Raw genomic sequence first — 25,025 nt, forward strand, 5'->3', positions numbered from 1 at the left:
CCGGCGGGTCTCGGCGCGGAGATGCGGCGCCTCGCCCCCGGTCGCGGCGGCTCCGTCTCCGGCGACGTCCCACCGGGACAGAGCGCGTAAATGCCGCCATACCCCCTCGGTCGGGATCAAACAGGGCCTTCGCGCCGCGAAGCCCCGGCCGGGGGAGGACCGGGGCTCCGGCGACCGCCTGCCGTACGGCGGCGGACGGACGTCAGTCCGTGCTGATGGCGCCCACGAGGTCGCCCACCGGACGGTCGGGCAGGGCGCGGGCCACGTCGGCCAGCGCGACGATCCCCACCAGCTTGTGGCCGTCGATGACGGGCAGGCGGCGGACCTTGTGCGTGGCCATCGTGCTCAGGATCTCGGCCGCGTCGTCGTCGGCGCCGATCGTGACGGCCTCGCCCTGGGCGAGCTCACCGGCCTGGCACGACTTGGGGTCCTTGCCCTGGGCCAGCACCTTCACGACGATGTCGCGGTCGGTCAGCACGCCCTTGAGCCGGTCGTCGGTGCCGCAGATCGGCAGCGAGCCCACGCCGAGGCGCGCCATCTTCTGCGCGGCGTCCAGGACGGTCTCGTCCGCGTTCACGCACTCGGCCCGGGGGGTCATGATGTCGCGAGCGGTCGTCATGCCTTCTCCTTTCTTTCGCGTGCGGTACGCGCGGCCGGGGGACCGGCCGCGCGAAGGGACCAGGTTCACACCCCGGCGCCCACGCCCGCCGCCTACCCCCGGCTGCGCGGAGTACACGGCGCCCCCGAACTCACGCGTGATGGGCTGGCGGGGACGGGGGACGGCGACTGGTGATTTCCCTGATGCCGTGACCGGTCCTGATCGCGAGACTCCTGTCATCCCCCACGGCAAGGAGATCTCATGCGTAGGATCGTCGGCCCCCTCATCGGCATCCTGGCCCTCCTCGGCTTCTTCGCCCCCGCCGCCCCCGCGCAGGCGGCCACGCACAACCCCGTCGTCTTCGTCCACGGCTACACGGGAAACAGCACCAACTTCGCCACCCTGCAGGCGTACCTGGTGGCCAACGGCTGGTCCGCCGGCCGGCTGTACGGCTACAACTACAACTGGGCCGGGTCGAACGTGATCAGCGCCCAGGGCCTGGCCGCTTTCGTCAACCAGATCAAGGCCAGCACGGGCGCGTCCAAGGTCGACATCGTCAACCACTCGATGGGCGGCCTGGTGACGCGGTACTACCTGCAGAAGCTCGGCGGAGCGGCCAACGTCGACCACGTCGCCTCGCTGGCCGGCGCCAACCACGGCACGACCTACGCCAGTGCCTGCACCATCAACATCTCGTGCATCGAGATGCTGCCCGGCTCGGCGTACATCGTCTCACTGAGCGGCGACGAGACGCCCGGGTCGGCGAAGTACGGCACCTGGGTGTCGCCCTGTGACGGCATCATCATCCCCTACACCAGCACCCGGCTGTCCGGGGCGGACAACCACACCCTCGCCTGCGTCGACCACCTGTCGATCCTGAGCAACATCCAGGCGATGTCCGGCATCCGCGACCTGCTCAACAGCTGATCGCCCCTCTTCCCGGCCGGGCGGCCCGGTGGCCGCCCGGCCACGCGTCCCCGGTTGTAACGGCCCTGCCACGATGGCGGGGAAATCGCCGTTCTCGTGCCGTTTCGCGGGCACCCTGGGGTCAGGCGGGAACGGGGAGCCGGAAAGCGGGGGCGGGATGGCGTGGGCAGCCCGGGCGGCCGCTGTCGTCATGGCCGTGGTGTCTCCGGTGCTCGTGGCCGCGGCGATGCTGATCTCCGCGGGGATTCCGGCGGAGTGGCGGCTGCCGGTGATGAACACGCCGCTGTCGGCGGCGGGGGTGACCTTCCCGGCGGTCGGCGCGTTCCTCGTCGCGCACCGGCCCCGGTTCAAGCTGGCATGGCTGATGTGCGCGGGCGGGCTCGGCGGCGCCGTCTACGATTTCTGCCAGGCGACGATGCTGGCGTCCGCGGCGCGCGGAGATCTCACGTCGGCGGGGTTCCTGAGATTGGCGGCGTATGCCGGCTGGGCGGTGAGCGGGCTCCTGCTGGAGATGCTGCTGCCGCTGTACTCCCCGGACGGCAGGCTGCCCTCGCCGCGCTGGCGGGCGGTGGTGCTGCTGGGTGCGGCGTCCATCGCGACCGAGACGGCGCGCCAGTTCATGCGGCCGGACCCACCGGCCGAGGGCTACCCGTTCCCCGCCGTCATCCCCAACCCGCTGCAGATCCCCGCCCTGACGCCGTACGTCCCGGCGGCGGGGGCGCTGGCCTGGACGGGGATCCTGGTCACGCTGCCGCTGGCGGCGCTTTCGCTGCTGCTGCGCCTGCGCCGGGCCGATCCGGTGGGCAGGCGGCAGATCGGCTGGCCGCTGTTCGCGTTCGCCGGGTACATCGTGTTCATGCTCGTGGGCATAGCCGCGCCGGAGCTGACCTGGCTGTCGATCGTCTGGGCGGCGCTCATCCCCGTCCTGATGGTGTTCTCGGTGATGCGATACCGGTTGTACGGCATCGACACCGTCATCAGCCGGACCTTCGTCGCCGCGGGGCTGCTGGCCGTGGTCGGCGGGGTCTACTTCGGCGCGGCCGCGCTGTCGAGCCTGATGGTGTCCGGGTACGACCAGGTCGCCGGGCTCGCGTCCGCCCTGCTCACAGGCGCGTTCTTCCAGCCGCTGCGCCGGGTGCTGCAACGTGCCGTCGACCGCCTGCTCTACGGCCCGGTGGGCGACCCGCGCGTGCTCGCCGAGCGGCTGGTCCGCGAGGTGCGCCGGGGTGATCCGGCGCAGGCGCTCGCGCCGGTGATCGGCGTGCTGCGCGAGGGCCTGGCGGTGCAGGGGATCGCGGTGGAGGTGACCGGCGGCGAGCCGGGGCACCAGGTGGTGAGCACGGTCAGCGGGCAGGTCGGCGACTCCCCGCGTGAGGTGCCGTTGATCTGGCACGGCGAGCGGGTGGGGCGGCTGCTGGTCGGCCCGCCCGCCCCGCGACGCTTCCCCGCCGCGCACGACGAACGGGTGCTGGACACGCTGGTCCCGTACGCGGCCGACGTGGCCCACGCGGTGCGGATGGCGGCCGACCTGCAGCGTTCCCGGGAGCGCATCCTGGCAGCCCGGGAGGAGGAGCGGCGGCGGCTGCGCCGCGACCTGCACGACGGCCTCGGCCAGACGCTCGGCGAGCTGGCCATGACCGTCACCATGGCCCGCCTCAGCCTGAAGACCTCCCCCAAGGCGGCGGACGGGCTGCTGCGCGACTTGCGCTCCGGCATGGACGCGGTGACGGGTGACCTCCGGCAGCTCGTGTACGGCCTGCGCCCGCCCGTCCTGGACGATCTGGGCCTGGCCGCCGCCGTACAGGCGCTGGCCGGGCCGGATGATCCCGAAGGCCCCGCCACGGCGGTGAGCGCCGAGGGCGACCTGGCCGACCTGCCCGCCGCCGTCGAGGTGGCCGTCTACCGGATCGTGCAGGAGGCGTTGACCAACGTCCGGCGCCACGCGCGGGCCACCCGTGTCCGGGTCGAGCTGCGCCGCGAGCCCGAGGCGCTGCGCCTGCTGATCGCCGACGACGGCGTGGGCCTGCCGCCGGAGCGCCGCTCGGGCGTCGGCCTGACCTCCATGCGCGAGCGCACGGCGGAGCTGGGCGGGACCTGCCTCGTCACCGGCGAGCCGGGGGCGGGCACCACGGTGGAGGTCACGCTCCCCGTCCCGGCGGCCGGCGCGGCGCCTGGACACGAGCCGGCGGCGCTCTCACCGACGCACCAGGCCGGCTGAGCCATACGCCGCCTTCGTCCCTGTGGTTCACTGTGGATCATGGGAGGGACACGGGTCCGGGACGCGCGGGCCGCGGCGGCCCGATGGGTCGACCGCGAGGCCGCCTCCGCCGCGAACTTCGCCGGGGCCTATCTGACCGGGTCGGCGGCCTGGGCCGATCCCGACGCGGTGCTGCCGCCCACGTCGGATGTCGACGTGGCGGTCGTGGTCACCGATCCCGTCCCGCCGCCCAAGCTCGGCAAGGTCCTCTGGGAGGGCGTGCTCGTCGAGGTCACGTACGTGTCCTGGGACGGGCTCGCCTCGGCGCACGACGTGCTGGCCTCCTGCCACCTGGCCGGCGCCTTCCGCACCGACACCGTGATCGCCGACCCCACCGGGCGGCTGGCCCGGCTCCAGGCCGCCGTCGCGGCGGGCTTCGCCGAACGGCGCTGGGTCCGTCTGCGGTGCGAGGACGCCGAACGCCGCATCACCGGCGGGCTCGCGGCGCTCGATCCCCGCAAACCGTTCCACGACCAGGTCACCGCCTGGCTGTTCCCGGCCGGCATCACGACCCACGTGCTCCTCGCCGCCGGGCTGCGCAACCCCACCGTCCGGCTGCGCTACCCGGCCGTCCGCGAACTCCTGCGGGCGTGCGGCCGGACGGACGTCTACGAGGAGTTGCTCGGCCTGCTCGGCTGCGCGCACCTGACCCGCGAGCGGGTCACCGCCCACCTCGCCACGATGACGAGGGCCTTCGACGCGGCGGCGGCCGCGGCCCGCACGCCGTTCCCCTTCTCCGCCGACGTCACCGCGGCGGCCCGGCCGGTGGCGGTGGACGGCAGCGCCGACCTCGTCGCGCGGGGACTGCACCGCGAGGCCGTCTTCTGGATCGCCGCGACGTACGCCCGGTGCCTGAAGATCCTCACCGCGGACGCGCCGGGGGAGACGGGCCACCTCGCCGGGTTCGCGGACCTGGCGGCCGACCTGGGCGCCGGGTCGCCGGACGACCTGCGGCACAGGGCGAGCGAGGTGACCGCGTACCTGCCCCGCCTGCGCGCCGTCGCCGAGGAGATCATCGACGCGAACCCCGAGATCCGGGACGGGTCAGCTCCCGGCGGGTGACGGGCTCGGCGAGACGGCCGGCGAGGAGCTGGGCGAAAGGGACGGCGACGGGCTCGGCGACGCGCCCGGCCAGGGGGAGTAGGTGCTCCTCCACGCTCCGGGCGGCAGGACCGGGACGTCGACCCGGGTCGCCCCCGCGTTCTGGAACCGGAACGTCACGGGGATCGTGCCACCGCTGCCCAGGGGGCGGGTGAGACCGGCGAGCAGCACCTGGGGGAGGGCCGTCCCGCCGACGTACTTCCCGCCGGGGACCTCCAGGCCGCCGGCGGGCAGGCGGGCCTCCCGGAACACGCCCCCGGTGTCCACCGACACCAGACGGTCGGTGCGGCCGCTCTCGTTGAGCAGCATCATGTACATCGGCATGTCGGTCCCCGGCGGGGCGGGCTGCTGCGAGCCGATGATGAAGGCGTTGCGGAGCAGCAGACCGGGCAGGTTCACGTTCGCCCCCTCGTTCTGGGGCATCGTCTGGGTGTAGTAGTCCTGCTTGATGTCGCCGCAGGCGGCGGTGACGGCCGCGGCCGCGATGCATAGAGCCGCCAGGATCCTGCGCATGTCGACCTCGGCTCGCTCGGGGCGTCTTTCGAGGCTGGGTACCCCCTATGTCGGTTGTTTAGCACCGGAAAATTATGCGAGCCTCGGGACGAGGAGGAATCCCCGAGAAAGCGAAGGAAACGCATGCAGCTGATCTCCCCGGAGAAGGCCGGGTTCGCGCCGGACCTGCCCCTCCGGCTGGACGCCCTCGTACGGCGGGGCGGCGCTCCGGCCCTGCACGGCGTCGTGGTGGCCCGGCACGGCCGCGTCGTCCTCGAGTGGTACGGCGGCGGCGAGGACTACGTAATGAACACTCCGCTCGGCCACGTGGACTTCGGACCGGACACGCTCCACGACCTGCGCTCGGTCACCAAGAGCCTGGTGGCGCTGCTGTACGGCCTGGCGCTGGAGTCCGGCCAGGCGCCGGACCCCGGCGAGCCGATCCTGTCGGTCTTCCCCGAGTACGCCGATCTGGCGGCCGATCCCCGCCGGGCCGGGCTGACGATCGGCCACGCGCTGACGATGACGATGGGCCTGGAGTGGGACGAGAGCGCGCCCTACACCAGCCCGGCGAACAGCGAGATCGCGATGGAGCTGGCGCCGGACCGCTGCCGCTACGTGCTGGAGTGCCCGTTCGTGGAGGAGCCGGGCGAGCGGTGGCGCTACAGCGGCGGTGCCGCGGCCCTCGTCGGCGCGATCGTGGAGAAGGGCACGGGCCTGCGCCTTCAGGAGTTCGCCCGCACCGCGCTGTTCGAGCCGCTCGGCGCCGGGGCCTTCGAATGGTCGGTCGGCTCCGACGGGAGCGCTCTGGCCGCCTCCGGCCTGCGCCTGACGCCGCGCGGCCTCGCCCGGATCGGGCAGGCGGTGCTGGAGCGGGAGGTCGCCCCCGGCTGGATCGGGGAGATGCTGCGCCCGCGTGTGCTCGCCTGGGAGGGCGTCTCCTACGGGTACATGTGGTACGCGGGCCCGGACGGCCGGGCGTCGGCCTTTGGCAACGGCGGCCAGCGGCTGTTCCTGCTGCCCGATCTCGGCCTCGTCGTGGCCGTCACCGCCGGCGACTACAACGGGGCGGGCCAGGACACGGCGCCGAGGGCGGTCCTGGAGGACGTCGTCCTGCCCGCGATCATGTGAGGAGCCGCCAGATGATTTTCATCACCGCCAAGTTCCGGGTGCTGCCGCAGTACGCCGACCAGTGGCCGGAGATCACCCGTGAGTTCACCGAGGCGACCCGGGCCGAGCCGGGCTGCCTGTGGTTCGACTGGTCGCGCGGCCTCGACGACCCGGCCGAGTACGTCCTCGTCGAGGCGTTCCGGGACGACGAGGCCGGTGCGGCGCACGTCGGGTCGGAGCACTTCCGGACGGCCCGGCGGACGCTGCCGCCCCACCTCGCCGAGACCCCGAGAATCGTCAACGTCACGATCCCGCAGGACGACTGGTCCCTCCTCGGCGAGATGGCCGTCCCCACCGAGGAGTGAGACGAACCCAGAAGGAAGATCCCGGCCGGGAAGGCGCGTGGCGGCGTGCGCTTTGCCCGGGCATCGGACCACGGGTGTACATCCACGGTCTACTGATGCCGCGGCTGATGCCACCGAAGGTCCGATGTGGCCCGGGTGACAGCTTTCTAGGTTTGTTCGTCATGACGACTGACCACATCAGTGCGCGGCAGGTGGTCGTGCGGCTCAACGATGTCCATAAGCAGTACGGCGAGGCCAAGGCGCTGGACGGGGTGGAGCTGGAGATCCGCGCGGGGGACGCCGTCGCGGTGATGGGGCCGTCTGGCTGCGGCAAGTCCACACTGCTCAACATGGTGGCCGGGCTGGACCACCCCACCTCGGGAACGGTCCAGGTGCACGGCCAGGACCTGGGGACGTTGAACGAGACCGGCTTGGCGCTGTTCCGCCGTCGGCACATCGGCATGATCTTCCAGTTCTTCAACCTGCTCGACGATCTGCCGGCGCTGGACAACGTGGCCCTGGCCGCACAGCTCACCGGCGTTTCGGCCGGGCGGGCCCGCGGGCGCGCGCTGGAGCTTCTGGGCGACCTCGGCCTCGCCGATCGTAGGGACGCCTATCCGGCACAGCTGAGCGGCGGGGAGCGGCAGCGGGTCGCCGTGGCCAGGGCGTTGATGAACCGTCCGGCCCTGCTGCTGGCCGACGAGCCCACCGGCGCCCTGGACAGCCGCTCGGGCGAGCAGGTGATGGACCTGCTGAACGATCTCCACGGGATCGGGCAGACCCTGCTGATCGTCACGCATGACCCGCGGCTGGCCACTCGGTGCGCCGGCCGGCTGGTCGAGCTCGCCGACGGCAGGGTGACCGGCCAGAGCACGCTGGAGCCGGCCGTATGAGCGCCGTGTGGCGCGCCGCGCGCGCGGCCGTCAGACGCCGCAGGATCCAGACGATCGTCATCGCGTTGGTCGTCTTGTCCTCCACCACGACGATCCTGCTCGCGCTGGCACTGCTGGCCTCCGCCTCGGCGCCCTTCGAGCGGGCCCACGCCCGGCAGCACGGCGCCCATGCGGTGGCGATCTTCGACGCGGCGAAGGCCACGCATGCGCAGTTGGCCCAGACCGTCAGGCGGCCCGGTGTCCAGGCCGCCGCGGGACCCTTCGATCAGGCCGTCATCGACATCCCCGAGGACTGGCTGTGGCGGCCGCCCGGCCCTCTCACCGTTGTAGGCCGCGCCGATCCGGCAGGCCCGGTAGACCGTCTGGACCTCTTGACGGGCCGCTGGGCCGACAAGCCCGGCGAGATCGTCGTCAACTGGCCCATTGACGGCACGCCCGGCGCGGATTTGCTGGGCTCGAAGCTCCATGCCACCGGGATACCGGCGCTCACCGTCGTCGGCTTCGCCGTCAGCATGAGCAGGTCCGCCGACGCCTGGGTCTCACCCGAGCAGATGAGCGCGCTACGGCCGGCCTCCGCGCAGATGCTCTACCGCTTCACGGCCTCCTCGACCGACCGGCAACTCCATACCGCGCTGGCCACGGTCACCGCGCAGTTGCCCCCCGGCGCCCTCACCACCCTGCAGTCCTACCTCAGCCTCAAGCGGGCCTTCTCCGCAAAAGCCGACGCCTACCTGCCGTTCATGACGGTGTTCGGTGTGATCGGCCTCGTGGTCTCGGTCCTGATCGTCGCGAACGTGGTCAGCGGTGCGGTGGTCTCGGGGTACCGGCACATCGGCGTGCTCAAGGCCCTGGGCTTCACGCCGAACCAGGTGGTCGCGGTCTACCTCACGATGGTCTGCGTTCCCGCGGTCGCCGGCGCCGTCCTGGGCGTCCTGCTCGGCACCCTGCTGTCGGAACCCATCCTGCGAGTCGCGTTCGCCTCAGCGGAAACCGGCACAGCATCCATCGGCCTGAACCCCTGGCTGCCTGGCGCCTGCCTGCTCGGCATGCCCGTCCTTGTCGCCCTCACTGCGCTGATTCCTGCTCTGCGCGTGCACCGGCTGTCAGCCGCGCGGGCGATCAGCGCGGGCAGCGCACCGCAGACTGGGCGCGGGCTGCGCGTTCAGCACATGCTGGGCGGCACCCGGCTGCCGCGCGCCATCAGCCTGGGGCTGGGGCAGCCGTTCGCCCGCCCGGCCCGCACCGTCCTGACCCTGATGGCCATCGTCTGCGGGGTCACCACCGTGACTCTGACGACCGGCCTGACGATCACCATGGACGCGTACTGGAAAGCGGGCCGCACTGAAGGAGCCGCTCAGATCGATGTCCAGACCGGCACAGCCGCGAGCGACCGGCCCGTCCCGCACCTCAGCGACAGCCAGATCGAGACACTACTCAGATCCCTTCCCGGCGCGGATCGAGTGACCGCCCGCGCACTGCTGCAGGTACGCATCGAGGGGTTCACACAACTGCGCTTCGTCAACTTCTACCGCGGCGACACCTCGGCCTTCTCCGCCCAGATCGTCAAAGGACGCTGGGCAAGCGGACCAGGTGAGGTCACCGCCGGACCGGCGTTCCTGAGCCAGCACGGGCTGACGATCGGTGACCAGATCACCCTGCATGCCGGCGGCAAGCAGGCTCGGGTGAGCATCGTCGGTGAACTCATGGACGGCAACCCGCGAGCTCTGTACTCTCACTGGGAGACCCTGGCCAGACTCGCCCCGGGCACCAAGGCCGTCGACTACACGGTTCAGCTCACCCCCGGCGCCGACCCCCAGGCCTTCATCAGGACGGTCAAGGCGGCCGACCCCGGCCTCTACCCGGCGCCGGGCAACTCCGGAAGCTTCGCCACCACGGCGGTCGTCGGCTTCTCCTCGCTGTTCACCGCGCTGCTGACCATCGTGGCGGCGCTCGGCGTCTTCAACACCGTGCTGCTGGCCACCAGGGAACGGCGCCGCGATCTGGGCACGCTCAAGTCGATCGGGATGACACCGCGGCAGGTCGTGACCATGACGGTGTCGTCGGTGGCGTCCCTGGGCGTCGTCGGCGGCCTGCTCGGCATCCCCGCCGGAATCGTCGCGCACCGGCTGCTGGTGGACAACGCCGTAGTGGTCACGTTTCCGGAATCCATGAAGGACGTCTGGCACATGCCGCAACTGGCCGCCCTGGCGCTGGCGGGCGTCGCGATCGCCGTACTCGGCGCACTGGTCCCGGCCCGCTCGGCCGCGCGCATGACAGCCGCCAAGGTCCTACGCAGCGAGTAGATCTCCAAGATCGCAGCAGGCACAACCAGGCTCGAGAAGACCATCAACGCCCCAGGTCGACCGGTCGGCTGCGGTCGTCGTGCCCGGGGGCGGCGTCGAGTGTGCCGGCCCAGCTGGCGAGGAGGCGGAGTTTGTCTTCGGACTCGCTGCCGGGTTCGGTGCCGTAGGCGACCAGGGTCAGGTTGTCGGCGGTCAGGTCGAGGGATTCGTAGGTGAGGTGGAGGTCGCCGACGACGGGGTGGTGGAAGGGCTTGGTGCCGATGTGGTGCTGGCGGACGTCGTGGCGGGCCCAGCGGGCGCGGAAGTCGTCGCTGCGGGTGGACAGCTCGCCGATGAGGTCGGCGAGGTCCTTGTCGTAGGGGTCGCGGCCGGCTTGGGCGTGCAGGAGTGCGACGGTGTCGTTGGCGGCGCGTTCCCAGTCGCCCCAGAACTGATGGGAGCAGGGGTCGAGGAAGATGAACCGCGAGTGGTTGGGGGTGGCGCCGCGGGCCGCGCCGATCATAGGGGCGTACAGGGCGCGGCCGAGGGCGTTGGTGGCCAGGACGTCGCCGCGGCCGTTCATCACGAACGCGGGGGCGTCGGTCATGGCGTCCAGCAGCCGCTGCACGGTGGGCCGCACCTGCTGCGGGGTGGGGCGGCGCCGGCGGCGCCGGGCGGGTCCGGCGGCACGGGCGAGGTCCTCCAGGTGGGTGCGTTCCTCGTCGTCGAGCCGCAGGGCGCGGGCCAGTGCGTCCAGGACGCTGTCGGAGACTCCGGACAGGTCGCCGCGTTCCAGGCGGGAGTAGTACTCCACGCTGATCCCGGCCAGCTGGGCGACCTCGGCGCGGCGCAGGCCGGGGACCCGGCGGGTGCCGTAGGAGGGCAGCCCGGCCTGCTGCGGGCTCATCCTGGCCCGGCGGGAGGTCAGGAACTCACGGATCTCGGTGCGGCTGTCCACGTCTTCAGGCTAGGTAACCTTCCCGAGTGCAGGGATGCCCTGCCAGTACACCTTTCACCGGTGCCTTCCTCCCCCTCCGGCCGGCGCTTTGGATGGGTGGTGGCCACCTCGCCCAGCCAAGTGAGCACCAGCCAACTGAGCCCAGCCAAGTGAGCACCAGCCCACTGAGCACCGGCCCAGTGAGCATTTGGGGGGCGGGCCCTTACCTGAGGAGCAATCATCATGCGTGTTCATGCCTACGCCGCGCCGGCCGCCGCCGAGCCGCTTGCCCCCACGATCATCGAACGGCGTGACGTCGGCCTCAACGACGTGCTCATCGAGGTCGAGTACGCCGGCATCTGCCACTCCGACATCCACACCGTCAACGGCGACTGGGGACCCCAGCCCTATCCGCTGGTCCCCGGCCACGAGATCGTCGGCATCGTCACCGAGGTCGGCGCCGCCGTCACCCGGCACCGGGTGGGTGACCGGGTCGGAGTGGGCTGCATGGTCAACGCCTGCGGTGAGTGCGCCAACTGCCGCAACGGCGACGAGCAGTACTGCCTGGACGGGATGGTGGCCACCTATGGCGGCGTGGACCGGGACGGCACCATCACCCAAGGCGGCTACTCCACGCACGTCGTCGTCGACGCCGACTTCGTCCTGTCGGTGCCCGAGGGCATCGACCCGGCGGCCGCGGCGCCGCTGCTGTGCGCCGGCATCACCACCTACTCGCCGCTGCGCCGCTGGGGGGCCGGTCCGGGCAAGAAGGTCGCCGTCGTCGGCCTCGGCGGGCTCGGGCACATGGCCGTCAAGATCGCCCACGCCATGGGCGCCGAGGTCACCGTGCTCTCGCAATCCTTGAAGAAGCAGGAGGACGGCCTGCGGCTCGGGGCCGACCACTACCACGCCACCGGCGACCCCGACACGTTCGAGCAGCTCGCCGGCCGGTTCGACCTGATCGTGAACACGGTCAGCGCCCGCATCGACCTCGACGCCTACCTCGGCCTGCTCGCCGTCGACGGCACCCTGGTCAACGTCGGCGCCCCCGCCGAGCCGTTGAGCCTCAACGTGTTCTCCCTCATCGGTGCTCGACGCTCCTTCGCCGGGTCGATGATCGGCGGCATCGCCGAGACGCAGGAGATGCTGAACTTCTGCGCTGAGCACCGCATCGGCGCCGACGTCGAGCTGATCTCGGCGGACCAGATCAACGAGGCCTACCAGCGTGTCCTGGCCTCCGACGTCCGCTACCGGTTCGTCATCGACACCGCCACCCTCGGCTGACGCGCACCGCGACCGAGCCCGGTACAAGCAGCGGGCGTCACCGAGCGGGTCAGCAGCAGGGCCGCTGAGCGACTCACTCCTTCTCGGCAGGCGCGGTGGCCACTCTTCGCGTGGTCGTCCCGCGTACGACGTGATGCCCTCGGAACCCGCACCGGGGTTCCGAGGGCATCGCGATCCGTCGGCAGCCGAGGTCGCCGAGATTTCCAGCCTTGCCGAGACGAGCGGTGCCGGGAGGCGCCGAAGCGTCAGTGACGGTGGGGAACCTTGACGACGACGGTGTCCTCGGGTGCGATGGGACGCCCGTCGGCGGCCTGGATCCGCAGAGGGGCCAGCGGCCGGGCGGACAGCCGGTCCACCAGTTCGGAATGCGGCTCGTCCTCGGCGAAGAAGTGGCCCTCGCCCCACTGCCGGAGGGCGACGATCACCGGGAAGAGCCCCCGGCCCTTGGGGGTCAGGACGTACTCCTGGTAGGCGCTTCCGTCGGAGGCCGGCACGACCTCGAAGACGCCGCCGGCGACGAGGGCGCGCAGCCGCGCGGCGAGGATGTTCTTCGCGACGCCGAGACTGCGCTGGAACTCGCCGAAGCGGCGATGTCCGTCGAAGGCGTCGCGCACGATCAGCAGTGACCACCAGTCGCCGATGGCGTCCACCGAGCGCGCCACGGGGCAGTCGCTGTCGTCGAAACGGGTCCGTCTCACCACGATCGTCCCTCTTTCTCGCACCCCCTTGGTTGCAACATGCTACCAGCTGCCCGTAATCTCGCGTCTGGTAGCAACTTGAAACCAGGAGGGGTAATGGCCACGTGTGAGACCACGGACGGGCACGAGACGCAGACCGCGAACGCGGGCCCCGTACCACGCGGAACCACCGTGCTGTTCGCCCTGGCCGCCGGTACGGCCGTGGCGAACGTCTACTTCGCGCAGCCGCTGCTGGCCACCCTCGCCCAGGACTTCGGGATCGGGCAGGCGGCGGCCGGCGCCATGGTCACGGCGACCCAGCTCGGCTACGGACTGGGCCTGTTCCTGCTGGTGCCTCTCGGCGACGTGCTCGACCGGAGAAAACTGGTGACCACGCAGTCGCTGCTGCTGGCCGCGGCGCTCGCGGCCCTGGGCGCCGCCGCGCACGCGCCCGTGCTGTTCGCCTCCGCCGCCGCGGTCGGCTTCCTGGCCGTCGTCACCCAGTCCCTGGTCGCCTACGCCGCCGCGCTGAGCACGCAGGCCCGCCGAGGTCGCGTGGTGGGCCAGGTCACGAGCGGCATCGTGCTCGGGATCCTGCTCGCCCGCACAGTTTCCGGGTTGCTGGCCGATCTGGCCGGCTGGCGCGCCGTCTACCTCGCCTCGGCCGCGGCGATGCTGCTCCTCACCCTCGCCCTGCGGCGGGTCCTGCCGCGCCGGTTCGCGGCGCCGCCCCGCATGCCCTACCGCCGGCTGCTGGGTTCCACCGTCGCGCTGTTCGCCGCGGAACCCCTCCTGCGCACCCGGGGCGTGCTCGCCCTGCTCGTCTTCGCGTCCTTCAGCACGCTGTGGAGCTGCGTGGCCCTGCCGCTCAGCGCTCCGCCGCTGTCCCTGACCCACACCGCCATCGGCGCCTTCGGTCTCGCCGGCGCCGCCGGCGCCGCGGCCGCCGCACCGGCCGGGCGGCTGCACGACCGCGGCCTCGGCGAGCGGACCACCGGGGGAGCCCTGCTCCTGCTCGCGGTCTCCTGGATCCCCCTGGCCCTCACCCAGCGGTCCCTGTGGGCTCTCGCGCTCGGCGCGGTCCTGCTCGACCTGGCGGTGCAGGCCGTCCACGTCACCAGCCAGAGCATGATCTACGCCCACCGCCCCGATGCGGGCAGCCGGGTCATCGGCGGCTACATGATGTTCTACTCGGCCGGAAGCGCCGCCGGGGCGCTGGCCTCCACCACCGTGTACAGCGTCGCCGGCTGGGGCGCCGTCTGCCTGCTCGGCGCGGCCTTCAGCCTGGCGGCCCTCGCCGTCTGGGGACTGTCCGCACGCTGGTCCCGCCCCACGACGCACGGATGCCCTCGGAACCCCGCATCGGGTTCCGAGGGCATCACGGTCCGTCAGTAGCCGAGGTCGCCGAGGTCGGGCTGCTGCCAGCCGCCCTGCGGCACGTCGCCCTTGTACGGCCCGCTCACGACCGGGGGCACGAAGGTCTCCTTGATCGTGCGGGCGTTGACCCAGCGGATCAGATTGAAGATCGAGCCGGCCTTGTCGTTGGTGCCCGAGGCGCGGGCCCCGCCGAACGGCTGCTGCCCGACGACCGCGCCGGTGGGCTTGTCGTTGACGTAGAAGTTGCCCGCGGCGAAGCGCAGCCGCTCGGTGGCGTCGTCGATCGCGTACCGGTCCCGCGCGATGACCGACCCGGTCAGCGCGTACGGCGCGACGCTCTCCATCTGGTCCAGCACGGCGTCGTACGCGGTGTCGTCGTAGACGTGGACGGCGAGGATCGGGCCGAAGTACTCCTTCGAGAAGACCTCGTCCGTGGGATCGGCGCACTCCAGCATGGTCGGCCGGACGAAGTAGCCGGCCGAGTCGTCGTAGGAGCCGGTGAGCACCTCGATCGAGTCCGCCGACCGCGCCCGGTCGATCGCCTCCCTGTGCTTGGCGAAGGCCCGAGCGTCGATCACCGCGCCCATGAACGTCGACAGGTCGCCCGACACGTCGCCCACGGTGAGCGACTCGGCCGCCGAGACGAAGTCGTCGCGCATCCGGGTCCACAGCGAGCGCGGCACGTACGCCCGGGAGGCCGCCGAGCACTTCTGGCCCTGGTATTCGAACGCGCCCCGCAGCAGCGCGGTCGCCAGCACACCGGTCTCCGCGGACGGGTGGGCCAGGATGAAGTCCTTGCCGCCGGTCTCGCCGACGAGCCGCGGGTAGCCCCGGTAGCCCGCGATGTTCTCCCCGACGGTGCGCCACAGGTGCTGGAACGTGGCCGTCGAGCCGGTGAAGTGGATCCCGGCCAGCTCGGGATGGGGCAGGGCGACCTCGGAGACGGCGGCGCCGTTGCCGGTGACCATGTTGATCACGCCGGGCGGCAGCCCGGCCGCCTCCAGCAGCCGCATGGTGAAGTGCGCCGAGAACTGCTGCGTCGGCGACGGCTTCCACACCACGACGTTGCCCATCAGCGCCGCCGCCGCCGGCAGGTTGGCCGCGATGGAGGTGAAGTTGAACGGCGTGATCGCCAGGACGAAGCCCTCCAGCGGCCGATACTCCATGCGGTTCCACACGCCCGGCGCCGACTGCGGCTGCTCGGCGAGGAGCCGCCGGGCGTAGGCGACGTTGAACCGGAAGAAGTCGATCAGCTCGCACGCGGCGTCGATCTCGGCCTGCTGCGCCGACTTCGACTGGCCGAGAATGGTGGCCGCGTTGAGCGTGGGCCGCCACGGGCCACTGAGCAGCTCGGCGGCCCTGAGGAACACCGCGGCGCGCTCCTCGAACGGCAGGGCCCGCCAGCGCGGCGCGGCCTCCAGCGCCGCGTCCACCGCCGCCCGCACGTCGGCCGCGGTGGCGTCGGCCGTACGGCCGAGCACGGCGGCGTGGTTGTGCGGCTGCACGACGTCGATCGGGGCGCCGCCGGCCATGCGCCGCTCGCCGCCGATCGTCATCGTCAGGTCGAGGGACGCCCCCGACAGCTCCTTGATCCGGGTCTCCAGGGCCGCGCGCTCGGCGCTGCCCGGTCCGTACGCGTGCACCGGCTCGTTCGCCGGCACCGGGACGTCGGTGATCGCATCCATCATTTACCCCTCAGAGCGCGAAGGAAGAAGGCGACGTTGGCCGGGCGCTCGGCGAGGCGGCGCATGAAGTAGCCATACCAGTCGTCGCCGTAGGGGACGTAGACCCGCACCCGCGACCCGGCCGCGGCCAGCGCCGCCTGCCTGTCGGCCCGGATGCCGTAGAGCATCTGGAACTCGTAGTCGTCCGGGCCGCGCCCGGCGCTCACCGCGAGCGACTCGGCGATCGCGATCAGCCGGTCGTCGTGCGTGGCCACCATGGGATAGCCCGTGCCCGACATGAGCGCCCGCAGGCACCGCACGTACGCGCGGTCGACCTCGGCCTTGCTCTGCCAGGCCACCGAGGCGGGCTCGGCGTAGGCGCCCTTGACCAGCCGCACCCGCGACCCCGCGAGGTCGCGGCAGTCGGCCTCGCTGCGGAACAGGTAGGACTGGATCGCCACGCCCGTCTCCGGGAAGTCCTCCCGCAGCGTGCGCAGCACGCCGAGCGTCGCGTCGACGGTGGTGTGGTCCTCCATGTCCAGGGTGACGGTGGAACCGCACTCCCGCGCCGCCGCGCAGATCTGCCGCGCGTTCTCCAGGGCCATGCCCGGATCGAGGGCCTGGCCGACGGCCGACAGCTTGACCGACACCTCGGCCCGGGCGCCGAGGCCGAGCGGCCGCAGCTCCTCAAGCAGCGAGACGTACGCCTTGGCGGCGGCGACGGCGGTTCCGGGGTCCCGGACCTCCTCGCCCAGATGGTCGATGGTGACGGACAGCCCCGAACCGGTCAGGCGGCGCGTCGCGGCGACGGCGTCCGTGGTGGACTCCCCGGCCACGAAACGGTCGACGACCTTGCGCGTGAGCGGGAGCCCCGACACGGCCCGGCGGGCGAGCGGGCTGCGTGAGCCCGCGAGAAGCAGGGAACCGAGCATGGCCTCAGGCTAAATCCGCACGTCACGGAAGTTCCACGGACATCCGCCACAGTATTTTTCGACAAATGCACAAGAATGTCAGCATGCAAGACATCGCCGATGAGATCTCCCGGCTGCTCGACGCCTCCGTGACGCTGGAGGACCGCTCGTTCAACCTGCTGGCGTACGGCGCGCAGAGCGGGGACATCGACCGCGTGCGGCAGGAGTCGATCCTGCGCAGGCACGCGTCCGACGAGGTGCGGGCCCACTTCGAGGCGTACGGCATCGCCACCGCGACGGGCCCGGTGCGCATCCCCGGGCTGCCCGGCCTGCTCGGCCGCGTGTGCGTGCCGCTACGGCACGGCGGGGTGACCTACGGCTACCTGTGGGCGCTCGAATCCGGGGCGCTCACCGACGAGCGACTGGCCGCCGTCGCGCCGCTGGTCGGCCGGGCGGCCGCGCTGCTGGCCACGCAGGCCCGCGGGCGGCACGCCCCGCTGCGCCAGTTCTTCTCGGCCGACCCCGCGGTCCGCGCCACCGCCGGGGTGGACGTCGAGGGACCGGTGACGGCGATGGCCGTGCGGACGCCCGCGGAGGTCCCCGGACCGCCGCGCACGCTGCCGCGCGGCGTGCTCGCCGACCCGGACGTGGCCGGCACGGCCGTGGACGCGCCGCTGCTCGCGGTGCTGGCGCCCGCCGCGCAGGCCGCGCACGTCGCGCGCCTCCTGCACGGCCTGTACGGCATGGCCGCCGGAGTCGGGGGCCCGCGCGACGACCCGGGGGAGGCGTGGCAGAGCTGGCGGGAGGCGCTGCTGGCGCTGCGGGTGGCCGAGCACGTCGAGCGGCACGCCCCGGTCGCCGACTGGAGCGCGCTCGGCGTCTACCGGCTGCTGGCCCGGCTGTCCCCGCGCGACCTGGCCGACCTCGCCGCCGAGTCGGTCGCCCTCACGCCCAGGATCGCGGCGAGCGTGGAGGCATACCTCGACCACGCCGGGCAGGTCCAGGAGACGGCGGCGGCGCTGGGCGTACACAGGCAGACGCTGTACTACCGCCTGGGCAAGGCCGGGCACCTCACGGGGCTCGACCTCGCCGACGGGGAGGACCGCCTGCTGCTCCACCTGTCGCTGAAGGCGGCGGCCCTGCTCCCGCCTCACCCGTGAAGGGGCTACCCGATCCTGGTCATGTTCGACTCGTAGCCTCCGCCGCCGGGGTAGTTCCAGCGGCCGGTCATGGCGTCGCCGTCGGCGGTGAAGGTGCCCCGGAAGTACGCCGGAGACCCCTTCTCGCCGAACCAGATGGTCAGCGTGTCGCCGTCGAGTTCGTAGACGTAGTCGAGGGTGTCGCCCCCGCTGCCGTAGTAGCGCGACTTGATGTCCTCACTCGGCTTGTCGGCCCCGTAGGACCTCTCACGGCCGATGACCTCGAGGCCGACGATCGGCTGGCCGTCCTGCTCCATCCGGATGTCCTGGATGAGGAAGAATCCCCCCTCCATCCAGCGGTAGGTGACCGTGCCCTCCGCGCCGCCGGTCACGCGCCATGAGCCGACCAGCCGGTCCAGCGCCCTGACCTGCTCGTCCGGCTGCGTCGTCTCGATGATGTCCGGCATGGTGTTCCCCTTCTCCGTTGGTGGCGTTCTGCGATACCGCTCGTACGACGGCGCGGGCCGGGAAAGGGAATCGGTCCGCACGGTCATCCCGCATCACGATCCGGTAACGGCCTGTTCGACGGAGAGCGGCAGGCCGAACAGGGGCAGCAGCTCGGGGCCGAAAGTGGTGATCTCCGTGATGAGGCCGTCCTCGGCGCACAACACGTCGATGTTGACCGCGGTGTAGGAGGTCTCACCGGGCCGCCGCACGTAGTTCGCCACCGCGGGCTGCCGGTTCACCGCGAGCGGGACGCAGTGCCACTCGCCCCAGCGCTCCTCGCCCTCCAGGACCGGGCGCCACATGTCGAGCACGGCCGCCCGCCCGTCGTACACCAGGGCGGCGGGCGGCATGGCCTGCAGGACGTCCTCGCGCAGCAGCGCCGCCAGCGCCGTCAGGTCGGCGTTCCTGGAGGCGGTGACGTAGCGCTCCAGCAGGTCGAGCTCGTCGCGGCTGGGCCGGGTGGCCGCGGACCAGTCCGCCCGCCGCCTGGGCAGCCGCCCGCGCAGCGTCGCGCGGGCGCGCTGCAACGCGCTCTTGACCGAGGCGACGCTCATCTCCAGCGCCTCGGCGGTCTCGGCCACCGGCCGGCCGACGACGTCACGAAGGATCAGCACGGCCCGCTGCCGCGGCGGGAGGTGCTGGATCGCCGCCAGGAACGCCAGCTCGACGGTCTCCCGGGCGATGGCCACCGCGTCCGGCGCACCCTCGTCCGGCGCCGCCAGATCAAGCAGCTCGTCCGGATAGGGCTGGAGCCAGGGGACGTCGGCCGCGGCCGGACGCCCCGGGCTCTCCGAGACGTCCGCCGCCACCATCTCGCGGGCGCGGGCCGGGCCGGACAGCGCGTCCAGGCAGGCGTTCGTGGCGATCCGGTACAGCCACGCCCGGAACGTCGAGCGTCCCTCGAAGCTCTCCCGGGCCCGCCAGGCCCGCAGCAGCGTCTCCTGCACCAGGTCCTCGGCGTCGGTGAACGACCCGAGCATCCGGTAGCAGTGCACCCGCAGCTCGTGCCGGTGACGCGCGGCGTGCTCGCCGAACACGGCCTCGTCGCCCGCCCGGACCGCCTCCGCCGCGGGTTCGGCCCTGGAATCCGCCGTGGGTTCCGCTGTGGGTTCCGCTGTGGGTTCCGCCGAGGGATCGGCTGGGGGTTGCCCGGCCGTGCCGTGCCGTTCGCTCACACCCGCCCCGCGTCTCCGTCACGCATCCGAGATCATCCGGTAAGGCTACCGCTCCGGAGCCCGGTAGACCCGCACCCAGTCGACGTACACCGTGCCGACGGACGCGTCGTTGCGCAACACCAGGCCCATCTGGGATCGGGGGACGTACGGGCCGGTGTAGTTCCACACCTGCCTGCCGTCAAACCAGAAGGTCACCCGGCCGGGCAGCCAGTCGACGGTGACCGTGTGCCACTGGGTGAAGTCGGCCGCCATCGCGGCCTGGGCCAGTTCCCGGCCCTGCCGGACGGACAGCTCCACGCGCCGCCCGCCCGCGATCCCCGCCACGCCGATCGCCGCGTCCTCCGTCCCCGCGCCGTCCGTCTCGCCGAACTGCGAGACGTCGTCCTGCGGCCCGGCGTATTCCGAATCGTCGCGCCACGAGTCGTCGTATCGCGAGTCGTCGTATCGGGAGCCGTCGCGTTGCGAGTCTCCGTTCTGGGCGGCGCCCGACGGGGCGGACCGCAGCAGCGCGACGGGAAGCGCGCCCCCCTCGGCCCGCAGGCGGACCTCCCAGCGGCCGTACCGCTGGACCGACGTTCCGGACAGGTCCACGTCGCCGCCGCCCCCGGCGAGGCGCAGCGCCTGCCCGCCGAAGTCCTCGGCCAGGGCCGGGTCGCCCCAGCCGCCCGCGGAGGCGCCGGACGAGCGGGGCGGTGTAGCGGACGGCGTACGCGACGGCGGGGAGGACTCCCGCGCGGCCCCGTTCGCGCCTCCGGGGATCGCCCGGGCAGGCGCGCGGTCCGCCCGGGGCACGTCTTCCGGTTCGATGGCGTCCACCACGACCGGCCGGTCGGCGGTGCGCACGGGCCGCGCGAGCCGCATCGGCGGCTCGGTCTCGGTTCCGGTCGTGGGCGCGGGTGTCGCCTGCGGGCCGGACGAGAGGCCGGGAGACGGAAGGGGGGAGGGGCGCGGCGAGGGGGCCGCGGGGACGTCGCCGATCTTCTCCGCGACCGTGGTGTCGCCGATCTTCTCCGCGGCCTCGTCGCCGTTCCGGCCGGCGTCCTCTCCGGCGGGTGCGGCGGCGGCGGTGGCGGTCTGCGTCGCGCTCAGCCCCGCCGCGTTCGCGTTGCCCGGCAGCGCGCCGGGCGAACCGGGGGAGGACGCCGACCCTTGTGCGGTGGACTCGCTCCCGGCGTTGAACACCTTCGTGGAGTCCCCGCTTGAACAGGCCGTGGCGGCGGCGATGAGCATCGCCGCCGCCACCGCTAAACCAGGCCCATGACGTGACATGAGCCGAGTTAATCACATGATTTCACTCAGATAACGGCCTAAATCCGGTAATATCGCTTGCCTTTACGCGCACGTCTTCTCGTAAACGCGGAGCAGTTCCATGCTGATTCGCTCGACCGAATAGCGGGAACGGGCGCGGTCGGCGGCCGCGTAGCCGATGGCCGTGCGCAGGGTGGCGTCGCCGAGCAGGCGGCGGATCCGGTGGGCGATCTCCAGCGGGCGGTCGGGCCGGGTCAGGAATCCGGTCACGCCGTCCACCACCGAGTCGAGGTGCGCCCCGGCGGCCGAGGCGATGACCGGAATGCCGCAGGCCATGGCCTCCAGCGCGGCCGTGCCCGTGGGGACGGTCGGCGGCAGCGACAGCACCAGGTCGGCGCTGCGCATGAGCTTGGGCATCGCGGTGTGCGGGACCATCCCGAGCATCTCCACGCGGTCCGCCACGCCGTGCTCCCCGGCGAGGGCGCGCAGCCGCTCGACACTCTGGTCGTCGCCGCCCGCGATCACCAGCTCGGCCTCCGGTACGGCCCGCAGGGCGTGCACGGCCCAGTCGGCGCCCACGTGCCCCACGTGGAGGAGGCGGGGCCGCTCGCCCCTCGGGAAGGCCGGGCCCTGACGGCGGAAGCGCTCGATGTCCACGCCGTGCGGGACGACCGAGATGTTGCGGCGCGGCACGCCCATCCGGATCAGCTCGGACTCCTCGTCGGCGCAGGCGGCGATCACCGCCCTGGCCCGGCGGCCGATCGCGCACTCCAGCCGCCGCACCGGCGCGGCGCTCCGGGCGTCGTCGTAGTGACTGTGGAAGGTCTGGGTGACCGGCACGCCCAGGCCCTCGGACCCGGCGATGGCGGCCAGGCCGCTGGACCACGAGTAGGCGTGGATGATGTCCGGGCGGTGCTCCCGCCACCTGCGCCGCAGGCCGTCGCTGAAGTCCGAGATGTAGGGGAGGAGGTCGCTTTCCGACAGCTCCACGTCGGGTCCGGCGGGCACGTGCTCGACGCCGTCCCCCTGGACCTTCGAGCGGGTGTAGACGGTCACCCGGTGGCCCCGCCCCAGCTCACGGGCGATGGCGGGAGTGTCGGGAGTCAGCTCGTGCGCGGAGACGATTGCGATATCCATGGCACACCTCAAGACAGGAAGGCGTCTGAAAGGGTGTGCCTGCGTCCTAGGCACGATCGATGTAGAGGATGTTTACCTTACTCTGATTCGCGCTAAACGCCTAATCGGGAAAAATCATGCGGACTCCTGCAGCCGCGCCGTGGCCGCCTGCAGTCTGATCCGGCAGCCGCCCTCCTCCTGCCGAATGTCCAGGTAGTCGCAGATCTGGCGGGCCACCCACAGGCCGTCCCCGGGCCGCTCGTCCGGGCCCGGAGGAGTGAAACCGGCGAGCGGATCACACTCCGTCTCCCGGCCGGCCCACAGGTCGCACACCAGCGCCCCGAACGTCTCCCACATCCGGGCGGTCACCGGCAGGCCCAGGTAGCGGGCCGCCTCGTGCACGGCCACGCACAGCATCGCGGCCCTGTCCTCCGCCAGCCCGTGGAGCCGGGCCTGCTCGCCGGCGAAGCGCCGCACACGCCGCAGGTGACCGATCGTCGCGACCGCCGCGTCTCGGGGAATCTCCGGCAGCGGCTCGCGGTCGCACTCGCCGATGAAGCGCGCCGGGTCGGCGTACGTGGGGGAGGGCCGCCGCTCCCGGCCGCCGACGCTGATCGAGGGGTGGGTGCGCAGCGCGTCCTCGACGACGCCGGGACCGGCCGTCCTGGTGTCGTACGGGCAGATCATCCACACGCCCGTGCCGGCGAGGATGACGTTGAGCCCCGACTCCATCCGCTTCCAGGTCACGACGTCGCGGGCCGAGCGGCCCGCCCACACCGGCTCGGCCAGAACGCGGACCCGCCCGCGCGCCGCGTTGCGCTCCCAGTAACGCAGGAATGCGGCCGCCCGCTGCGCGGTGCGGCGGCCGAAGTACGCGCTCTCGGCGTAGTCGACGCGCCGGGCGTCGTGGCCGAGCGCGGCGCCGAGGAGATCGAGGTTTCCCGCTGTGGTGGTGACCATCACCGGCTCGCCCTTGTCCAGCCCGTCCCGGACGAATGGCACGGCCATCCCGAGGAACTCGTCGTCGGAGCCGTACAGTCCGGCCTCGTGGATGAACTCAGTCATGCGACCGCCCCCACGTATCGCATTCACCTCAGTCCACCACGTCGCCGAGGCGGCGGCAAATCCCGTCAGCGGGAGCGGCGCAGCGTGAGGACGGTGATCTCGTCGACCGCGTGGCTGCCGCAGAAGGCCCGGTGGTCCTCCTCGATGGCCTTGACGACCGCGCCCGGGGGCTGCCCGGCGCAGCGGGCGAGGGCCTCGGTGAGCCGCTGCTCGCCGTAGTTGTCCCCGGCGGGGCTCTGCGAGCCCACCAGGCCGTCGCTGTAGAGGACGAGCGTCTCCCCGGCCGAAAGCGTGAGCTCCTCCGTCGCGGGGACCGAGCCCTCCTCGAACCCCAGCGGAACGCCGCCGCCCTCGGAGAAGCGGACGCCGCCGCCCGGCTGGATCAGCGCCGTGGGATGGTGCCCGGCGGAGGCGAGCCGCACCTTGCGCCCCCGCACGAAGCCCGCGGCGGCCATCACGAACAGGCCCGTGTTCTGCGCGACGAGCGCGTCGTTGACCTTGTGCAGGGCCTGCCCCGGGTCGTCCTCCCACACGCTCAGCACGCGCAGGCCGTTGCGGACCATGGCGATGACGGCGGCCGCCTCCTCGCCGCGTCCCGCCGCACTGCCGATCACGAAGCCCCATCCGTTCTTGACGGGGAACACGTCGTAGAACTCGCCGCCGATGGCGCGCATGCCGGAGCCGGGGTGGTAGGCGGCGGCGATCTCGAAGCCGGGGATCTCGGGGAGCGTGCGGGGGAGCACGCCGGTCTGCAGGGTGTCGGCGGCCTGCGCCCGGCGTTGGAACCCCTGCTGGGCACGCATCGCCAGGCCGAGGTGCAGGCCGATCTCCTCCAGCAGGCCCAGGTCGGCCAGGCCGAACGGCGGCCGGTCGCGCAGCCGCACCAGCGTGAGCACGCCGCGCGCCTCGCCGTCGGCGCGGATCGGCACACTGAGCAGCGAGCCCGCGCGCATCGCCTGGAGCGCGTCGCCGCCGAGCAGGGAGTCGTCGGTCAGCATCTCGTGGACGACGCCGCTCTGCGTGGTCATCACCTGCTCCACGACCGGAGCCAGCGCGGGCGGGGCCTCCTCGACCGTCCGCTGCAGCCGCCCGACCGGCTGGTCGCTCGGCCCGATGACGACCGACCGGACCAGGCCGCCGTCCCTGGCGACGTCGGCGATCACCCAGTCGGCCGTCTCCGCCGCCAGCAGGCGGGCCGCCCGCAGCAGGGCGACGGGCTCGCGCAGGCTCTCCTCGTCGAGCAGCAGCCCGGTCAGCCGCGACAGCAGCTCGTGCCGCCTGGCCGCCGCCAGGACCGCCGCGTCGTCGGGCACGCCCGCCTGTGCGGCCGGCTCGGGCAGCTGGACCTCGGTGGGCAGCACGACCCCGGCGATCATCTCCTGCGGCTCGCCCGGCATGCGCAGGCGGCTCAGCACCAGCCGTACGGTGTGGGCGCGGCCCTGGTGGGCCAGCCGGGTCTGGAACGAGGCGCTGTCGTCGCCGTGGAGGACGGCGGCGAAGCGCTGCCGGAACGCGGCCCGGGCGGTCACGTCGACGAGCAGGGGGAAGGCGCGGCCCAGGAGGTAGCCGGCCGGGCTGCCGAGCAGGCGCGTGGTCTCGTTGTTGATACGGCGCACCGTGCCGCCCGTGTCCATGATGATCACTGGGATCGGCAGCGCGCGGAAAACCTGGCGCAGCAGCTTCTGCTCGCGCTGGCTGCCGCCGTCCCTGCGCCTGCGGTTGCGCGCCAGCTCGCTCAGGGCCTTGCGGACCAGTTCCTCGGCGGCGTCCAGCTCCCGTAGCATCGCACCCGGATCGGGATCTTCCCGTAGGGTGGCGATGCGGTCGGCGAGCCCGCTCAACGCGCGCTCGAGCTCGGCGGTGTCGGGCAAGCTGCCCCCCTCTCTCGACGTAGACGCTACGCCAAACCCCGGGTCTAATC

22 protein-coding genes are annotated in these 25,025 nt (G+C 72.5%); 10 read left to right on the top strand and 12 right to left on the bottom strand.

Going from position 1 to position 25,025, the window contains the following annotated elements; all coding sequences use genetic code 11:
- Positions 1-202: 202 nt before the first annotated feature.
- Positions 203-619, bottom strand: a complete 417-nt coding sequence (locus QSK36_RS20015) for a CBS domain-containing protein (RefSeq protein ID WP_182897043.1) — start codon at positions 617-619, stop codon at positions 203-205.
- A gap of 240 nt (positions 620-859) precedes the next feature.
- Between QSK36_RS20015 and QSK36_RS20020 the strand changes: the two genes are divergently transcribed.
- From QSK36_RS20020 to QSK36_RS20030, 3 genes are all read left to right on the top strand, one after another.
- The gene (locus tag QSK36_RS20020; protein WP_139574242.1) at positions 860-1,525 is read left to right on the top strand and encodes an esterase/lipase family protein; all 666 of its coding nucleotides are present in this window, start codon (positions 860-862) and stop codon (positions 1,523-1,525) included.
- 157 nt (positions 1,526-1,682) lie between these two features.
- Positions 1,683-3,743 (top strand): sensor histidine kinase, encoded by a 2,061-nt coding sequence (locus tag QSK36_RS20025; protein WP_285783461.1) that lies wholly within the window; start codon positions 1,683-1,685, stop codon positions 3,741-3,743.
- 39 nt (positions 3,744-3,782) lie between these two features.
- On the top strand, positions 3,783-4,844 hold the full coding sequence (locus QSK36_RS20030) for a hypothetical protein (protein ID WP_285783462.1): 1,062 nt from the start codon (positions 3,783-3,785) through the stop codon (positions 4,842-4,844).
- On the opposite strand, the gene QSK36_RS20035 is transcribed toward QSK36_RS20030, so the two are convergent.
- Complete coding sequence (locus tag QSK36_RS20035) at positions 4,827-5,396, bottom strand: copper chaperone PCu(A)C domain-containing protein (RefSeq protein ID WP_285783463.1); 570 nt, start codon at positions 5,394-5,396, stop codon at positions 4,827-4,829. The two genes, QSK36_RS20030 and QSK36_RS20035, sit on opposite strands and share 18 nt — an antisense overlap.
- A gap of 123 nt (positions 5,397-5,519) precedes the next feature.
- On the opposite strand from QSK36_RS20035, the gene QSK36_RS20040 reads away from it, so the two are divergent.
- The 4 genes from QSK36_RS20040 to QSK36_RS20055 all read left to right on the top strand — a co-directional run bounded on the left by QSK36_RS20040 (position 5,520) and on the right by QSK36_RS20055 (position 10,025).
- The gene (locus QSK36_RS20040) at positions 5,520-6,506 is read left to right on the top strand and encodes a serine hydrolase domain-containing protein (protein ID WP_183541324.1); all 987 of its coding nucleotides are present in this window, start codon (positions 5,520-5,522) and stop codon (positions 6,504-6,506) included.
- Positions 6,507-6,517: 11 nt separating this feature from the next.
- Complete coding sequence (locus QSK36_RS20045; RefSeq protein WP_285783464.1) at positions 6,518-6,850, top strand: putative quinol monooxygenase; 333 nt, start codon at positions 6,518-6,520, stop codon at positions 6,848-6,850.
- A 161-nt stretch (positions 6,851-7,011) separates the two neighbouring features.
- Positions 7,012-7,722, top strand: coding sequence for an ABC transporter ATP-binding protein (locus tag QSK36_RS20050; protein ID WP_285783465.1), 711 nt, complete (start codon positions 7,012-7,014; stop codon positions 7,720-7,722).
- Positions 7,719-10,025 carry an ABC transporter permease gene (locus tag QSK36_RS20055; protein ID WP_285783466.1) on the top strand — a complete coding sequence of 769 codons (2,307 nt, stop codon included), beginning with the start codon at positions 7,719-7,721 and terminating at the stop codon, positions 10,023-10,025. The genes QSK36_RS20050 and QSK36_RS20055 overlap by 4 nt, the downstream gene beginning before the upstream one ends.
- A gap of 43 nt (positions 10,026-10,068) precedes the next feature.
- Here the strand turns inward: QSK36_RS20055 and QSK36_RS20060 are convergent, their stop codons facing one another.
- Positions 10,069-10,962, bottom strand: a complete 894-nt coding sequence (locus QSK36_RS20060) for a helix-turn-helix transcriptional regulator (protein ID WP_285783467.1) — start codon at positions 10,960-10,962, stop codon at positions 10,069-10,071.
- 219 nt (positions 10,963-11,181) lie between these two features.
- Here QSK36_RS20060 and QSK36_RS20065 point away from each other — a divergent pair, with 219 nt between their 5' ends.
- A complete protein-coding gene (locus tag QSK36_RS20065; protein WP_285783500.1) occupies positions 11,182-12,225 on the top strand; it encodes an NAD(P)-dependent alcohol dehydrogenase in 1,044 nt (347 codons plus the stop codon).
- A 245-nt stretch (positions 12,226-12,470) separates the two neighbouring features.
- Here the strand turns inward: QSK36_RS20065 and QSK36_RS20070 are convergent, their stop codons facing one another.
- Entirely contained in the window at positions 12,471-12,923 is a 453-nt protein-coding gene (locus QSK36_RS20070; RefSeq protein WP_240808895.1) for a winged helix-turn-helix transcriptional regulator, read from the bottom strand.
- Between the two features lie 96 nt (positions 12,924-13,019).
- Here QSK36_RS20070 and QSK36_RS20075 point away from each other — a divergent pair, with 96 nt between their 5' ends.
- The gene (locus QSK36_RS20075) at positions 13,020-14,297 is read left to right on the top strand and encodes an MFS transporter (protein WP_285783468.1); all 1,278 of its coding nucleotides are present in this window, start codon (positions 13,020-13,022) and stop codon (positions 14,295-14,297) included.
- Here QSK36_RS20075 and pruA read toward each other — a convergent pair.
- Both pruA and QSK36_RS20085 read right to left on the bottom strand, forming a co-directional pair.
- The gene (gene pruA / locus QSK36_RS20080; RefSeq protein WP_285783469.1) at positions 14,291-15,964 is read right to left on the bottom strand and encodes an L-glutamate gamma-semialdehyde dehydrogenase; all 1,674 of its coding nucleotides are present in this window, start codon (positions 15,962-15,964) and stop codon (positions 14,291-14,293) included. The genes QSK36_RS20075 and pruA overlap by 7 nt on opposite strands.
- Entirely contained in the window at positions 15,964-16,875 is a 912-nt protein-coding gene (locus QSK36_RS20085) for a proline dehydrogenase family protein (protein WP_285783470.1), read from the bottom strand. Before QSK36_RS20085 ends, pruA begins: the two co-directional genes overlap by 1 nt.
- Before the next feature lie 83 nt (positions 16,876-16,958).
- Between QSK36_RS20085 and QSK36_RS20090 the strand changes: the two genes are divergently transcribed.
- Positions 16,959-18,014, top strand: coding sequence for a PucR family transcriptional regulator (locus QSK36_RS20090; RefSeq protein WP_285783471.1), 1,056 nt, complete (start codon positions 16,959-16,961; stop codon positions 18,012-18,014).
- 5 nt (positions 18,015-18,019) lie between these two features.
- On the opposite strand, the gene QSK36_RS20095 is transcribed toward QSK36_RS20090, so the two are convergent.
- The 6 genes from QSK36_RS20095 to QSK36_RS20120 all read right to left on the bottom strand — a co-directional run bounded on the left by QSK36_RS20095 (position 18,020) and on the right by QSK36_RS20120 (position 24,975).
- Positions 18,020-18,460, bottom strand: coding sequence for a hypothetical protein (locus tag QSK36_RS20095; protein ID WP_285783472.1), 441 nt, complete (start codon positions 18,458-18,460; stop codon positions 18,020-18,022).
- A 93-nt stretch (positions 18,461-18,553) separates the two neighbouring features.
- Entirely contained in the window at positions 18,554-19,675 is a 1,122-nt protein-coding gene (locus tag QSK36_RS20100; RefSeq protein WP_285783473.1) for an RNA polymerase subunit sigma-70, read from the bottom strand.
- A gap of 45 nt (positions 19,676-19,720) precedes the next feature.
- A complete protein-coding gene (locus QSK36_RS20105) occupies positions 19,721-20,917 on the bottom strand; it encodes a glycoside hydrolase family 16 protein (RefSeq protein ID WP_285783474.1) in 1,197 nt (398 codons plus the stop codon).
- 90 nt (positions 20,918-21,007) lie between these two features.
- Entirely contained in the window at positions 21,008-22,060 is a 1,053-nt protein-coding gene (locus QSK36_RS20110) for a glycosyltransferase (protein ID WP_183541347.1), read from the bottom strand.
- A 114-nt stretch (positions 22,061-22,174) separates the two neighbouring features.
- Complete coding sequence (locus QSK36_RS20115; protein ID WP_183541349.1) at positions 22,175-23,104, bottom strand: anti-sigma factor RsbA family regulatory protein; 930 nt, start codon at positions 23,102-23,104, stop codon at positions 22,175-22,177.
- Positions 23,105-23,169: 65 nt separating this feature from the next.
- A complete protein-coding gene (locus QSK36_RS20120; RefSeq protein WP_285783475.1) occupies positions 23,170-24,975 on the bottom strand; it encodes a SpoIIE family protein phosphatase in 1,806 nt (601 codons plus the stop codon).
- Between the last annotated feature and the right edge of the window lie 50 nt (positions 24,976-25,025).

The organism is Microbispora sp. NBRC 16548 (assembly GCF_030268985.1).
Lineage (GTDB): Bacteria > Actinomycetota > Actinomycetes > Streptosporangiales > Streptosporangiaceae > Microbispora > Microbispora catharanthi.

Coding starts and splice junctions, on each gene's coding strand:
- QSK36_RS20030 (WP_285783462.1), top strand. CDS start 3,783: ATGGGAGGGACACGGGTCCGGGACGCGCGGGCCGCGGCGGCCCGATGG.
- QSK36_RS20075 (WP_285783468.1), top strand. CDS start 13,020: ATGGCCACGTGTGAGACCACGGACGGGCACGAGACGCAGACCGCGAAC.
- QSK36_RS20115 (WP_183541349.1), bottom strand. CDS start 23,104: ATGACTGAGTTCATCCACGAGGCCGGACTGTACGGCTCCGACGACGAG.
- QSK36_RS20035 (WP_285783463.1), bottom strand. CDS start 5,396: ATGCGCAGGATCCTGGCGGCTCTATGCATCGCGGCCGCGGCCGTCACC.
- QSK36_RS20015 (WP_182897043.1), bottom strand. CDS start 619: ATGACGACCGCTCGCGACATCATGACCCCCCGGGCCGAGTGCGTGAAC.
- QSK36_RS20040 (WP_183541324.1), top strand. CDS start 5,520: ATGCAGCTGATCTCCCCGGAGAAGGCCGGGTTCGCGCCGGACCTGCCC.
- QSK36_RS20045 (WP_285783464.1), top strand. CDS start 6,518: ATGATTTTCATCACCGCCAAGTTCCGGGTGCTGCCGCAGTACGCCGAC.
- QSK36_RS20090 (WP_285783471.1), top strand. CDS start 16,959: ATGCAAGACATCGCCGATGAGATCTCCCGGCTGCTCGACGCCTCCGTG.
- QSK36_RS20095 (WP_285783472.1), bottom strand. CDS start 18,460: ATGCCGGACATCATCGAGACGACGCAGCCGGACGAGCAGGTCAGGGCG.
- QSK36_RS20025 (WP_285783461.1), top strand. CDS start 1,683: ATGGCGTGGGCAGCCCGGGCGGCCGCTGTCGTCATGGCCGTGGTGTCT.
- pruA (WP_285783469.1), bottom strand. CDS start 15,964: ATGGATGCGATCACCGACGTCCCGGTGCCGGCGAACGAGCCGGTGCAC.
- QSK36_RS20085 (WP_285783470.1), bottom strand. CDS start 16,875: ATGCTCGGTTCCCTGCTTCTCGCGGGCTCACGCAGCCCGCTCGCCCGC.
- QSK36_RS20110 (WP_183541347.1), bottom strand. CDS start 22,060: ATGGATATCGCAATCGTCTCCGCGCACGAGCTGACTCCCGACACTCCC.
- QSK36_RS20020 (WP_139574242.1), top strand. CDS start 860: ATGCGTAGGATCGTCGGCCCCCTCATCGGCATCCTGGCCCTCCTCGGC.
- QSK36_RS20050 (WP_285783465.1), top strand. CDS start 7,012: ATGACGACTGACCACATCAGTGCGCGGCAGGTGGTCGTGCGGCTCAAC.
- QSK36_RS20055 (WP_285783466.1), top strand. CDS start 7,719: ATGAGCGCCGTGTGGCGCGCCGCGCGCGCGGCCGTCAGACGCCGCAGG.